Origin of the sequence: Enterococcus sp. DIV0187 (assembly GCF_051713785.1) — a bacterium.
Lineage (GTDB): Bacteria > Bacillota > Bacilli > Lactobacillales > Enterococcaceae > Enterococcus_A > Enterococcus_A avium.
Window position 1 is genome coordinate 724,389 of sequence record NZ_JBIOQO010000001.1, and the last position, 13,523, is coordinate 737,911.

Genomic DNA, 13,523 nt, shown 5'->3' on the forward strand with positions numbered 1-13,523 from the left:
AAACTCGAAAGGAGTGGAGCAGGTGGAAGAGAACACACAAAAATGGACCGATGCAGAAATAGCTGAAATTAAAGAAACTATTTTGACTGCTTTAGAGTCAGTGATTGACCCTGAGTTAGGTATCGATATCGTTAACCTTGGCTTGATCTATGAAGTAGATTTCGAACAGACTGGGAATACTGTCATCAAGATGACTTTGACCACTATGGGCTGTCCGTTAGCAGATATCCTGACTGACAATATCCAATCAGCATTGGCTGAGATTCCTGAAGTTACCAATGTAGAAGTAAAACTTGTTTGGTACCCAGCGTGGACAACGGATAAAATGAGTCGTTACGCGCGAATTGCACTAGGCATCCGTTAATATATCTAGAAATTTGTCTCCTCTTTTCTTGAGAGGAGATTTTTTTTGCTATAATTGAACTAAGGAGGCGAATGCACTTGGAAGATTATGAATTGGCCGATTATTTGGCTGCGAAGAAGTCGCTAGCTTCAACACTGCATAAAATTGAGCAGGCAATCATTTCATTAGAGGAAAAGCAAACTGCAGGTAAAAATGTGAAAGCCCAAATTACGCTGTCAAAGGAACGAGTTAAAGCCTTAAAACTTTCCCTTGCACTGATTGAGCGCGAGATTATTCGATTGAAATAAAACAGAAAAAACATGATTGAAAGTGTTTTTTCTGTTTTTTTATTTTTAATATGACAGCTTATTGTCTCATTAGTATTAGTATAGTTTTAAGCGAAAGGAAGGAGCAATATGCAGATTGAACGATTAGTACGAATGATTTTTTATATCGTTAATCGAAAACAAGTTACTGCAAAAGAATTGGCGGATTACTTTGGTGTCTCTAGGCGAACGATTTATCGTGATATTACAACTCTGAGCTTGTCTGACATTCCTATTATTTCGAAAAAGGGCGCAGGAGGCGGTATTTCATTGATGGATGGATACAGCTTAAATGAATCGTTTTTGACGACCGAGGAACAATTACAGATTTATCAAGGTCTACAGATTTTACAAGCATCAAATTACCCTGACGCGGATCAAGTGCTAACGAAAATCGGTGCACTTTTTAATCAGGTGCCAGCTGATGACTGGCTAGAAATTGATTTTAGTTATTGGGGAAGCAGTGAGGACGAGAAAATCACGATTTCTGAATTACGTCGAGCGATTACTCAAAAATATATTCTAGCCTTCGATTATTTCAATTCTGAATTGCAACGATCTGAAAGAAACGTGGAACCGCTTCGTTTAAGCTTTAAGTCCCATGCTTGGTATATTATTGGCTATTGTCACGTTAAACAGGACATACGAATTTTTCGATTGTCCCGGATGAAAAGAATACATGTTTTAGAACAAAATTTTGACCGAACGCTACCTGAAGATTTTTCTTTAGCTCATTCTGACTGCAATACTGAATACGTATTTTTCAAGCTTCGATTTTTACCAGAAATGGCTTATCGTTTATTTGATGAGTTTCATGAAGATGAAGTGAAGCGATGTTCGGATGATAGCTATTTAGTGACAGTTATGTATCCACTGAACGAATGGACGTATCATCGTTTACTTTCATTCGGACCTCATGTAGAAATACTTGAACCATTAAAAGCGCGAGAAGAAGTTAAAAAACGAGCATTGAAAATTGCTCAGCAATATAACAAGGAGGAGAACTAATGGAGGAATGGCTATATGTCATGTTGATTAAGAAAACCAAAGAATATCGCCGTTTAAATAAGGCAGGAGTTACTGAGCATATCGAAAACTTAAGAAAACTGGATGAAGAAGGCACAATCGAACTAGCTGGAGCGTTTAAGGGTTACCCAGGAATGGCTGGAATGTTTATTCTGAAGGCAAACAGCTATGAAGAAGCCGAAGCAATCTGTCAAAAAGAACCTTTAATTATTAACGGTTATGCTACATACGAGCTCCACCGATTGCAGGCAGCCAATAAAGAAAATAACTATTTATTATAGAAAGGGGATAATAAAATGAAATCGGGAAAGACGTTATTTGTTCGGATTGACTTTAAAAATGGTGAGGATGAAGTCAGTGAAAAGGTAGCGATAGATTCTGCGGCTTACTTAAAACAACTATCGGAGGAACGTTATCTAACTGCTGGAGTATTTGGCGATATGACGACGGAGATAATTGATGGAGCCATGATAGTGTTTGAAGCTGAAAATTTAGCAGAGGCGCAAGCCATTTCAGACGCGGATCCAGTCATTCAGAGTGGACTTTATCACTATGAGCTGAAACAGTGGCATGTGATGATAGCTTCGGCAGAAAAGTAAGCAAAAAGAAACGACCAGTCACACGTCGTTTCTTTTTGCTTTAGAAGCTTCGAAAAAGTTTTAGAGCGGCCGTAGTTCTTATTTTAGTAGGATCATTTAATGATGAAAGTTCAGTCTGAACGTCTTTTTCCGAAGCTTCTTTTAATAAAAGCAGCCGATAAATCAAGCGCAAATCCTGTCGCCGAACTTTTGGAAGATGCTGCATCAAGACTTGGTTTAGATCTGCATTCATTTGATTGATTCCAATCAAGGGGTCTTTTTGAATAGTGTATTGTTTCAAATAACGATCAAGGTCCTGCATCGCTGCTTCAGCATTTTCAGGAACAAAACCATTTGCCCAGGAGGCGGTCACCAGAACAAAACTATCCGAATCAGACAAATTTTGTTTAAAGCTCGTAATTGTCGCATTCAGTACTTTTTCCTGTAATTCCTCAAAAATTTCTGGTTCATTTTGTTTGATTCGTAAAAAATAATTGGTGAAGCCATCGCTATTCAATAAATTCAAATCTATTGCTTTAAACCAATTATAATGGTGAGAATTCAGATAAGAATAAGTTTTTTCTTGGGTTGTACGCTGAATTTGTTTTAATTCATCAATTGATTTCATTTTTCTCCTTCTTTCTTTTTCAAATTATTCAGTTACAGTTATTAAACATCATTCCTTGTGCCAAATCTTAGGCACTCTCTCGTTTAATCAGAACTATTATTTCCTGAATAATTTCCAATCATTATTATACTACTTTTTGAGCGAGCCAATCTTTTTGTCTCCGTTTTTGATTAAGTTATAATGAGAACAAGTCATAAATTTGAAAGGATATTTTATGAATGAATTAATTAATACCTTTAGTGAAAGAAAAGACGATCTGCTATCGGCGATCTTTGAGCATTTAGCCATCTCTTTAAGCGCTCTGTTGATTGCCATAGTGATCGCGATTCCGTTGGCGATATTATTGAGTCAACGAAAAAAATTAGCCGAAGTCGTTTTACAAATTACTAGTATTTTACAGACAATTCCGTCATTGGCATTACTAGGTTTGCTGATTCCCTTCGTTGGAATTGGTACAGTTCCCGCCTTGATCGCCTTAGTAGTTTATGCATTATTGCCGATTTTCCAAAATACTTATATTGGATTGGCTGAGATTGATCCATCAATTGAAGAGGCGGCTGATGCTTTCGGGATGTCACGCATGCGAAAATTGATGCGAGTTGAATTACCTATGGCGATGCCAGTCATTATTTCCGGAGTTCGGACTGCCTTGGTCTTAATCATCGGTACTGCAACATTGGCAGCCTTGATTGGAGCAGGCGGCCTTGGTACTTTCATTTTGCTGGGAATCGACCGTAACGATCCAAACTTGACGTTAATTGGGGCCATCAGCTCCGCTTTACTAGCCATCATTTTCAGTACCTTGATCCGTTTTCTACAAAATCGAAGCGGGAAAGTAACGCTGATCACTCTTGGAGTTATTTGTTTAAGCATTGGCGGAATCTTTTTTGCTCAAAACAACCCAATTGGCAGTGAGACAGTAACAATTGCCGGGAAATTAGGTTCTGAACCAGACATTTTAATCAATATGTATAAGGAAGTTATCAAGGATGAAGATTCCTCGATCAATGTGGAATTAAAGCCTAATTTTGGAAAAACCAGTTTCTTATTTAGCGCGGTGAAAAGTGATCAAATCGATATTTATCCTGAATTTACAGGTACCGTTTTAGAAAGCTTAGTCAAGGTTCCTAAAAGCACGCCGGATAATTTATCACCAGAAAAGACGTACAAAGAAGCAAACAAATTACTAGCTTCGCAATTTGATATGCGTTTATTAAAACCCATGGATTATGAAAACACGTATGCTTTAGCGATGAAGAAAAGTGAAGCAGAAAAACGTGGAATCACTAAAATTTCTCAATTGCAGGGACAACAAGATCAATTGAAAGCTGGCTTTACTTTGGAATTTATTGATCGTCAAGACGGTTATCGTGGAATTCAAGATAAATATGGCGTGAAATTAAGTTCGGTTCAAAGTATGGAACCTGCCCTGCGTTATCAAGCAATCAATAATGGTGACGTCGATGTGATTGATGCATACTCAACGGATAGTGAGATCAAGCAATATGATCTGGTGACCTTAGAGGATGATCTTCATCTTTTCCCACCATACCAAGGTGCTGCATTAATGAAGAAGGAGTTTGCTGATAAACATCCCGACATTGTCAAAGCCTTGAATCGTTTGGCAGGCAAGATTACTGAAGATCAAATGATCGAAATGAACTATCTAGTGAATGTGAAAAAGGAACAGCCAGCTAAAGTTGCTCATGACTTCTTGGTGAAAGAAAAAATCATTGGGGAGGAGAAATAAATGGAATCAATTATTGAATTTAAAGATGTAAGCAAGGAGTTCGAAGGCAATGTAGTCTTAAAGGATTTGAACTTCCAAGTGAAAAAAGGAGAAATTTTTGTCTTAGTTGGTCCTTCAGGAAGTGGAAAAACGACTTCGCTAAAAATGATCAATGGTTTGATTGAACCGACCGATGGGAATCTCTACTTTAAAGAAAAACGAATCAAAGATTACAATATTCAGAAGCTACGCTGGCAGATTGGCTATGTTTTACAGCAGATTGCTTTATTTCCTACCATGAGCGTTAAGGAAAACATTGAAGTCATTCCTGACATGCTCGGCTGGGATAAGGAACGACGCAATAAACGTGTTGACCAACTATTGAGGGAGGTCGATATGGATCCTGATCAATTTAGAGATCGGATGCCAAGCGAGCTCTCAGGCGGTCAACAACAGCGGATCGGAATCATTCGTGCGCTGGCATCAGAGCCGGACATTGTCTTAATGGATGAACCGTTTAGCGCCCTTGATCCAATTTCACGCGCAAGTCTTCAAGACCTTGTATTAGAATTGCATCAAAAGTTAGGTAATACCGTAATCTTCGTGACTCATAATATGAAGGAAGCAATGAAGATCGGCAGTCGAATCGCGGTCATGCACGAAGGAAAATTAATTCAGTGTGATACACCTGAAGAGATTCAAAAACATCCAGCCAATCAATTTGTGGAAGAATTCTTTGATGAAACGACGGATGAAGTGTATACACACACATTAGAAGTCTTATATAATGGTGGCTTTTATCAAAAATCAGAAACAGCAGCCTCTGAGTTATTAGCATTATCTATTAATACCAGCTTGAGCGAAGTCTTTGATCTATTAGCCGAGCATGATGCTTTTGCAATGAAGCAAAATGGCAAAATAATTGGCATCATTAATCGGAGCGATGTGTTCCGTTATTTAAGTCAAGAAGCCGGCTAATAATATATTACGGCACCTTTTAAGTTTGAGTGAAACAAAATGGTATGCGGCATGAGAATATGGAGGACTAACAATGGAAAAATATGATGTGATTGTAATTGGCAGCGGTCCTGCTGGAAATTCCGCTGCTTACGGTTTCAAGGAGCAGGGAAGAAAAGTAGCAATTATTGAATCGGATCTATGGGGCGGTACTTGCCCTAATCGTGGTTGTGATCCTAAAAAAATGCTGATGAGCGGAGTAGAGGCGCAAAAACGAATCGAGACAATGGTTGGCAAAGGCTTTGAACAAACACCTAAAATCATTTGGGAAGATTTGATGACCTTTAAGCGAAGCTATACAGACAGTGTTCCGCAAAATACTAAAGATGGCATAGATGCAGCTGAAATTGATCGTTATACAGGTCAGGCCAGTTTTATTGATGCTCATCAAATCATCGTTAATGATAAAATTTTAGCATCTGATCAATTTTTGATTGCAACAGGCCAACGGCCATCCGTGTTGCCGATTGATGGACAGGACTTGCTGCAAAGCAGTACGGATTTTTTAGCTTTAGAACACTTACCTGAAAAAATTGCTTTTATCGGTGCAGGGTATATTGCTTTCGAATTGGCCGTGATTGCTAGTGCCGCTGGATCAGAGGTTCATATTATTCATCACAATGATCGTCCATTGAAAGAATTTGATCAAGAACTGGTGACAGCTTTAGTAGAGCATATGAAATCAGAGGGCGTTCATTTTCACTTTAATGTAAATACAAAAGCAATTGAATTGAATCACCCGCAATATCGTATCACGGGTGAAGATTTTGAACTGATCACTGACAGAGTTTTCGGTGCCACTGGTCGAATACCAAACGTGGAGGCTTTGAATTTAGAAAAAGCCGGTGTTACTTATGATAAAAAAGGAATAAAAGTTGATGATCATTTACGTACCACACAAAAAAATATTTTTGCTTGCGGAGATGTTGTAGCGAAGAGTCAACCAAAACTGACTCCTGTAGCAAGTTTTGAAGCAGGTTATGTTGTCAAAGCTATGGCGGACTCCGCTGAAGCGATCAAATATCCATTGATTCCGACGATCGTTTTTGGAGATCAACGTCTTGCAAGATTAGGGATAAGTGAAAGAGAGCTTACTGCTCATCCGGAAAAATACCATTCACAAACAATGGATTTGTCCTGCTGGTACACTTATAAGCGAATCAACGATCAAGGGGCAAAAATCAAATTTGTCTATGATGAAGAAGATAAAATCGCTGCTATAACTTGTTTAAGTCAATTAGCAGATGAAGTCATCAATTATCTCTTGATCGCTTTAACAAAGAAAATGACACATGAAGAAATTGAAAAATTTATCTTCGCCTATCCAAGTCCTGCTAGTGATCTTTCATATTTTATTTAAAACAGAGGGCAACCTCTGTTTTTTTTAGTACAATTATGCTAAAGTTTACGAAAATACGTTCCCATGGTGAGAAGATGAAAACAACATTAACACAAGAAATCGAGAAGGCACTTTATTATTATTGTATTGAACTTGGTGGCATCGTCGTTGAAGAAGTCACAATGCCGGATGATCAAGGAATTGTCGATACACTAGCTTGTTTTTTTAAACCAGATACTACAGAGTGGCGTTGCTATGAGCTTAAGGTGACAAGAGCTGATTTTTATTCAAAGGCAAAGCTTTCTTTTATTGGGCATTACAATTATTTTGTTTTAACGGAAGAATTGTATTTGAAGGTACTGGAGGACATTCCAAGTGAGATTGGAGTCTTAGTTTACCGACCATACACACAGGCGGATGAACTTCCTGCTGATGGCACGTTCTTTGTTGCAAAGAAACCAGTAAAAAGAGCCTTGCAAGTTGAAGAAACAGCTCTTACTCAACGGTTCATGGCTTCGCTGTTTCGCGAGGTCCAAAAAGCGAAGCGCATGTCATATGGCACAAGCTTTTTTTCGACAGAACAGCTTTATAAAGAGTTGCGGCGACGCTTGGATGAAAAGGACAGCCTACAGGAAAATAATTACTATCAGCGCTTCATTGAAGATGTGCAAGCAGCTCGCATCGAAAGTTTAGAAGAAGAATTACGAGCATTAGAGCAAGATTATGACTTTTTACGTCAGCAAAGACAGGTTCGGCGTCGTTCGACAGAGCCATTGGAGTGAGCCTATGTATTATCCTTATTTACGTGGCAAGCAATTTGACCTGCTTGCGGTTAATACTTTAATTAAAGAAGTACGCTGGTCGAAAAAAATTCGGCCGATTATCGAACCTGTTCGTGATTCACCTACATTAAAAAAGACGATTGAATTGTTTGATCAAAAGAAGCTTGTTTGCTATTTGATCACAAATCCTCAAGTAGGCACAGCCAAGCTTTTTACTGAAAAACGTTTTGAATGGAAAGTGAGTACGGATTCCAGCGTAAAAATGGCGGAAATCGTGGCAAAAGAAGCTCCTTTTGAGGCTGAACTTTATATATTTAACGCACATTCTTCGCGTAAAGTGAAAGATTTAGCCATCCCAAACAGTGCACTGACAGTCATCCCAGATCAGGGAAGATTCAGAGTTTTAGATGTACCTAATAAAATTTTGCTTAGAGAAGCTTTTCAAGCGAAAAAAAATGTTGCTAATTATGCTGAAAAGATAGATGATTTTTATAGCGATGAGCATCTTTATTTAGCACCTGATTCAAAGGGATTTAGCGATTACACAATTGAGGGCAGTCATTATTTTGATAAAGGTGGTCCAAGTCGCGCGATTGCCATTCATATTAGCTATTTTGATGCGTACTTTAATCTTAGAGTGAAACATTTTGTATCTGATAGTAATGAATCCGCGCAGGATCAAAGTGGGAAATTTTTCGTAGCATTAGAAAAATTGTCTGAATGGTATTTTCGTAATCAGGATCAGCTATTACTGACTCTTGGTTTAAAAGAATTACTACACTACCAAGAAACGCGAAAATTTCCCGGATTGGGGACAATCAAGAAATGGTCATTGGCACATCATTTGGAGTTGGTTGGAGCCTTTTTAGAACATGGGGATCATTGGCAGAGAGGATGGAAAAATAATGGGATATGAAGATGAAGATTTTATTGTCAGACAAGCCAAACAAATGGGGGAAGTCTTAGGAGGCATTCTGGGTAAAAAAGATGCGGAAACGATCTTAACCTTTGGCAATGAAGCAAAAACTAGCGATCTGAAGGAACAGGATTTTGATTTTCGGTTGAGCACCTATGAGGATATTCCAGAGATTGGTACCATTATCAATCAGGCTAAACAATATTTGAAGGATCAAGGATCACCCCAGTGGCAAAATGGTCACGAGCCTCACGAAGCGGTGATTCGCGAAGATATACAAAAAAAAGCCAGCTATGTGCTGACTCTTAAAGGTGAGATCGTCGGAACGGTTGCGCTGATTGCTGAAAAAGATCCTGTCTATGAAGCAATTGATGGGACATGGCAGAGTAATGGACCTTATGTAGCATTGCATCATGTCGCAGTCAGTCAAAATTATCGTGGACTGGGATTAGGGGGAAAATTGCTAAATTCAGCCATTCAGCAGGCTTTGCTTTTAGGCTTTGAAGACATTCGGATCGATACCTATCCCGCTAATCAGCCAATGTTGCATTTGATCAAAAAATTAGGGTTTGTTTATTGTGGAATGATCTGTTTCCCATTTGAGCACGGAGAACGCAAAGCATTTCAATTAATCCAGAGCTTGACGTAATTGAAGCAGCATTTCCTCTAGTGTAGCTTCACCATTGATGATAATCAGATTGGGAAATTTTTTTAATCGTTCAAGACTTTCTACATCCTCTTGAAAAATTGCTAAACGGCGCTCTAATTCTTCAGGTGTTGCTCTTTTTTCAAGACGGGCGATCATTGTTTCCTGCGAAATATTGATCCAAATAGGAACCATTTGATCACCAAAAATCCGATGTAGATTGATAAAGCCGGTTGTGGTTATCGGATCATAGCAATTACCGGCAGTTAGGGCTTCTCGCAAAGTTGATTTAGCAATGCCGTAAAATTCTTCATCATAAACATCATATTCCGCAAATTGGTCATCATTGACCATTTGCTTGAATTTCTTTTTTGATACAAAATAGTAGTCACGACCATGTTCCTCACCTTCACGTGGGGGGCGCGTCGTATACGAAATAACTTTTTGTTCAGGAGCGAAGGCTTTTTCAGCCAAGCTGGTTTTTCCTGAACCACTTGGTCCGATGAATAGGTAACAATGATTCATAATTAACACGTCCTTTTTTATAGTATAAAGAAACTGGACGAAAGAAGCTAGGGAGGGAATCCTGTATGGAGAGAAGTACACGTACAAAAAAACAAACTAATAAGCAACTGCCAATTATTATTGTTGGAATTATAATTTTGCTGGTGGCTGGTTTCTTTGGTGTTCGCGCTTATCAAGCGAGTCAAGTAAAAAAACAAGGAGAGGCAACCGTCAAGGCCTTTGTCAAAAGCTTGCAAAAAGAGAACTATCAAGATATCACCAAAAATCTAAATGCTGATTCAGTGAAGGCGAGCGGCTATTCAAAAAAACAAGTAGCCGAAAAGTATCAATCAATCTTCTCTGGTATCAGTGCGTCGAATATCAAAATGACTGATTTGACGGTAGATAAGAAAGACGGCACCTATCGATTTAGCTACAAGTTATCAGTGAATACGGGCTTTGGGAAAATAAGTAACCAAAAATACTCTGGCACATTAACAGATGCTGGAAAAGAGATCAATTGGAAACCGAATTTGATTTTTCCTGGAATGTCTGGAAAGGATAAGGTCAACTACAAGGTTGATCCAGCGACTCGCGGGGAGATTTTAGATCGTAGCGGTCAAGGTATTGCCACGAATGGAACAGTTTACCAATCGGGAATCGTTCCCAAAAATCTTGGCACTGGAGAAGTACGGACGGCTAAAGTCGAGGCAATTGCTAAAAGTTTAGATATTACTGCTAAAGATGTGGATTCCGCTTTAGCACAGGGATGGGTCCAAGATGATTTCTTTGTACCATTAAAAACTACCGCAGATGCACCGAAGGAAACGCCAGAAGGGTTAGAAGTCAAAGAAGTAACTGGTCGTACGTATCCTCTAAAAGAAGCAGCAGCACAACTAATTGGATATGTAGGCAAAGTGACTGCCGAGGATATGAAGAAAAACAGTGAACTTGCTAGCGATAGCTTGATTGGTCGTAGCGGATTAGAAATGGCTCTGGATAAGCAGCTACGAGGTAAAGATGGCGGATCACTAGCTATTACTGATAGTAAAGGAAATGAGAAAAAGGTCTTGCAGAAGATCGACAAAAAAGATGGTGAAAATGTCAAATTAACAATTGACAGTCGCGCTCAGCAAATCGCTTATAACAGTTTGAACGGACAAGCTGGTTCAAGTGTGGTGATGGCTCCAAAAACTGGTGAGCTATTAGTGGCAGCAAGTTCACCAAGTTTTGATCCAAATAAAATGACGAATGGTATTAGTCAGTCTGAGTACGAAGCTTATAGCAATGATAAAAATCAGCCCTTTATGAGTCGTTTCGCAAATGGGTATGCGCCAGGCTCAACCTTTAAAACGATTACTGCTGCGATTGGCTTGGATGGCGGTACACTGAATCCGAACGAGGAGTTGGCAATTAACGGTTTGAAATGGCAAAAGGATAGCTCTTGGGGTTCCTATCAGGTGACGCGTGTCTCAGATGTTAGTCCAGTCAACTTAAGGACTGCATTAGTCTATTCTGACAATATTTATATGGCGCAAGAGACATTGAAAATGGGTGAAAAAACTTTCCGAGATGGATTAAACAAATTTATTTTTGGTAAGGAACTGGATCTACCGATTGCAATGAATAAAGCACAAATTTCTAGCAAGGACAGTTTTGACTCAGAAATCTTATTAGCGGATACCGGCTATGGACAAGGACAATTATTACTTAATCCAATCCAACAGATCACTGCCTATTCCGTCTTTCCTAATAAAGGAACGATGGTTTATCCTAAGTTGATTGCTGACAGAGAGACAAAGAATGAAAAAGAAGTTATTAAAGCCAGCTCAGCTGAAACGATTACTGCTGATATGCAGGCGGTGGTCAGTGATGAAAATGGAACGGCCCACAGCCTGGCTGAGCTAAATATTCCTTTAGCTGCAAAAACAGGCACCGCAGAAATCAAACAAAAGCAAGATGAAAAGGGACAAGAAAATAGTTTCTTATATGCTTTTGATTCCGAGAAACAGAATTACTCAGTGGTTGAGTTCCTTGAGAATAAGCCTGAAGGAACCTCCGCAACAGATCTATCCAAAGAGTTATTGACCTATTTAAGTCAAACATATCAATAAAATACTTGTCTGAAAAGCCGTAGATTGGTAAGATAACCAAGAAGGACGGTGTCTTATGAACAAGCGACAACGAAAAAAGCAAGCATACAAACAATACATTCGAGCAATTTTTGAAGGTTACGAGACGATGTTGGAGGATAACAGCATCAAAGAACTACATTTCAGCTACCTAAAGGAAGTAACTTACTTGGAACGTGATGATCAAGGTAAGATCCATTTTACGACAAAAGAAAAGTAATTCTCAAAAACTTCTCAACAGCTTTTGTTGGGAAGTTTTTTCTATATCATGTAAAATTCACGTTTACCTCCAACTTAAGACTGATAAAAAGCTTAAGAGATTCTTAGTTTGGTAAATTATTATTTAAACAAAAGGGTTCTGAGTTAGTAAACAGAAGTAAATCAGCTAAAATAAGACTATCAAGAAACAGGAGGCATTGTTATGAAATTTCATAAATATATTTTATTAGCAGGTATAGGACTCTCAATAGGTGCTGGATTGATCGGCAGTTCTAAAGTCCACGCGGAGGCTAATGATGGAGCAATTAATGAGCGTTGGGGAAAACCAACATTTGTTGCCGGGGCAGGCTTGAATCAGCAACAATTAAACGAAACGATGGATAAATTGGGAATCAATCAAGACAGCGTAAAGATGGAAAAAGCAACTGGTGCTGATTTAGTAAAATATTTAGGCTATGGCAGCGGTGATGATAGTGTCATGTTGAGTTCAGTGGTTGTGAATCGAGAAGATCAGGGAAAAGGGATCAATGTCAACATCTTAACTCCGCAAAATATTACGCAAATTACCGCAGATCAATATAAAAATCCTTTAGTTACAGCGGGTATTACTGATGCGACAGTTAAAGTTGCTAGTGTGGTAAAAGTGACAGGGGAAAGTGCTTTGACAGGTGTGTATAAAGCGTTTGAGTCAAATGGCGAGACTGTTGATCCTGAAAGAGCTCAATTAGCACAGACCGAATTAGACACAACTTCTGATGTTTCACAATCGGTTGTCAATAAAGCCAATGAGCAAAGTCAAAATCAAAACCTGTCGGACAGCGAAAAAGAAAAGGCTGATGAAGCCTATAAGGCACAATTGAACCAGACGTTAGTAGATATTAAAAAGGAATTGGCTGAGCTTAAGGAAAAACAAAATGAGTTGGCGACGAAAGAAGATGTTGAAAAAATTGTCAATGATGCATTGGAAAAAAATAATCTTTCCCAATATGTAACGAAAGATGATGTCAACAAATTAGTAGCTCTTGCACAACAGTATCAAACAACCGACGGCGTATTAGACAAGGAATCCATTCAACAACTAGATAAAATTAGCGATGATTTTAAAGGAACGGTCAATAAAGTCTCTGATCAACTAGGAAAGTTTGGTGATTCACTCAAAGGTACATTGGAAGATAATCAAGGATTTTTTGCAAATTTATGGCAGCAAATTAAAGATTTCTTCAGCGGATTAACAAATTAATTAAAAAGATTGTGTCATTTTTTAAGTCTGACACAATCTTTTTTTACGTACGTCAACAGTTTATGCTTATCATTATCTCTCGGCTAGGGTAAAATAGA

General features: G+C 38.6%; 16 protein-coding genes. 14 read left to right on the forward strand and 2 right to left on the reverse strand.

Annotated elements, in window-relative coordinates; genetic code table 11:
* Window positions 1-22 precede the first annotated feature (22 nt).
* The 5 genes from IGI52_RS03525 (at window position 23) to IGI52_RS03545 (ending at window position 2,294) form a co-directional block, all read left to right on the forward strand.
* Window positions 23-364 carry a metal-sulfur cluster assembly factor gene (locus IGI52_RS03525; protein WP_016180283.1) on the forward strand — a complete coding sequence of 114 codons (342 nt, stop codon included), beginning with the start codon at window positions 23-25 and terminating at the stop codon, window positions 362-364.
* Window positions 365-435: 71 nt separating this feature from the next.
* Complete coding sequence (locus tag IGI52_RS03530; protein WP_016180282.1) at window positions 436-651, forward strand: hypothetical protein; 216 nt, start codon at window positions 436-438, stop codon at window positions 649-651.
* A 108-nt stretch (window positions 652-759) separates the two neighbouring features.
* Window positions 760-1,677, forward strand: coding sequence for a helix-turn-helix transcriptional regulator (locus tag IGI52_RS03535; protein WP_438780502.1), 918 nt, complete (start codon window positions 760-762; stop codon window positions 1,675-1,677).
* The gene (locus IGI52_RS03540) at window positions 1,677-1,976 is read left to right on the forward strand and encodes a YciI family protein (protein WP_311895015.1); all 300 of its coding nucleotides are present in this window, start codon (window positions 1,677-1,679) and stop codon (window positions 1,974-1,976) included. Before IGI52_RS03535 ends, IGI52_RS03540 begins: the two co-directional genes overlap by 1 nt.
* A gap of 15 nt (window positions 1,977-1,991) precedes the next feature.
* Window positions 1,992-2,294, forward strand: a complete 303-nt coding sequence (locus IGI52_RS03545) for a YciI family protein (protein WP_127979061.1) — start codon at window positions 1,992-1,994, stop codon at window positions 2,292-2,294.
* 40 nt (window positions 2,295-2,334) lie between these two features.
* Here the strand turns inward: IGI52_RS03545 and IGI52_RS03550 are convergent, their stop codons facing one another.
* Window positions 2,335-2,901 (reverse strand): hypothetical protein, encoded by a 567-nt coding sequence (locus tag IGI52_RS03550; RefSeq protein WP_016180278.1) that lies wholly within the window; start codon window positions 2,899-2,901, stop codon window positions 2,335-2,337.
* 214 nt (window positions 2,902-3,115) lie between these two features.
* On the opposite strand from IGI52_RS03550, the gene IGI52_RS03555 reads away from it, so the two are divergent.
* The 6 genes from IGI52_RS03555 (at window position 3,116) to IGI52_RS03580 (ending at window position 9,333) form a co-directional block, all read left to right on the forward strand.
* On the forward strand, window positions 3,116-4,651 hold the full coding sequence (locus tag IGI52_RS03555; protein ID WP_049221629.1) for an ABC transporter permease/substrate-binding protein: 1,536 nt from the start codon (window positions 3,116-3,118) through the stop codon (window positions 4,649-4,651).
* Window positions 4,652-5,608 carry an ABC transporter ATP-binding protein gene (locus IGI52_RS03560; RefSeq protein ID WP_016180276.1) on the forward strand — a complete coding sequence of 319 codons (957 nt, stop codon included), beginning with the start codon at window positions 4,652-4,654 and terminating at the stop codon, window positions 5,606-5,608. It abuts the gene before it with no gap.
* 73 nt (window positions 5,609-5,681) lie between these two features.
* Complete coding sequence (locus tag IGI52_RS03565; RefSeq protein WP_438780503.1) at window positions 5,682-7,007, forward strand: dihydrolipoyl dehydrogenase family protein; 1,326 nt, start codon at window positions 5,682-5,684, stop codon at window positions 7,005-7,007.
* 74 nt (window positions 7,008-7,081) lie between these two features.
* Entirely contained in the window at window positions 7,082-7,768 is a 687-nt protein-coding gene (locus IGI52_RS03570) for a hypothetical protein (RefSeq protein ID WP_154059961.1), read from the forward strand.
* A gap of 4 nt (window positions 7,769-7,772) precedes the next feature.
* Entirely contained in the window at window positions 7,773-8,684 is a 912-nt protein-coding gene (locus tag IGI52_RS03575; protein ID WP_438780504.1) for a sce7725 family protein, read from the forward strand.
* The gene (locus IGI52_RS03580) at window positions 8,674-9,333 is read left to right on the forward strand and encodes a GNAT family N-acetyltransferase (RefSeq protein ID WP_176674587.1); all 660 of its coding nucleotides are present in this window, start codon (window positions 8,674-8,676) and stop codon (window positions 9,331-9,333) included. The genes IGI52_RS03575 and IGI52_RS03580 overlap by 11 nt, the downstream gene beginning before the upstream one ends.
* Here the strand turns inward: IGI52_RS03580 and IGI52_RS03585 are convergent.
* Window positions 9,313-9,855 carry a guanylate kinase gene (locus tag IGI52_RS03585; protein ID WP_049221609.1) on the reverse strand — a complete coding sequence of 181 codons (543 nt, stop codon included), beginning with the start codon at window positions 9,853-9,855 and terminating at the stop codon, window positions 9,313-9,315. The two genes, IGI52_RS03580 and IGI52_RS03585, sit on opposite strands and share 21 nt — an antisense overlap.
* A gap of 65 nt (window positions 9,856-9,920) precedes the next feature.
* Here IGI52_RS03585 and pbp4 point away from each other — a divergent pair, with 65 nt between their 5' ends.
* From pbp4 to IGI52_RS03600, 3 genes are all read left to right on the forward strand, one after another.
* Window positions 9,921-11,948 carry a penicillin-binding protein PBP4(5) gene (gene pbp4, locus IGI52_RS03590; RefSeq protein WP_438780505.1) on the forward strand — a complete coding sequence of 676 codons (2,028 nt, stop codon included), beginning with the start codon at window positions 9,921-9,923 and terminating at the stop codon, window positions 11,946-11,948.
* A 55-nt stretch (window positions 11,949-12,003) separates the two neighbouring features.
* Window positions 12,004-12,186: a hypothetical protein gene (locus tag IGI52_RS03595; RefSeq protein ID WP_016180269.1), complete on the forward strand. Its 183-nt coding sequence runs from the start codon at window positions 12,004-12,006 to the stop codon at window positions 12,184-12,186.
* Between the two features lie 201 nt (window positions 12,187-12,387).
* On the forward strand, window positions 12,388-13,425 hold the full coding sequence (locus tag IGI52_RS03600) for a DUF1002 domain-containing protein (protein ID WP_016180268.1): 1,038 nt from the start codon (window positions 12,388-12,390) through the stop codon (window positions 13,423-13,425).
* The last annotated feature ends 98 nt before the right edge of the window (window positions 13,426-13,523 follow it).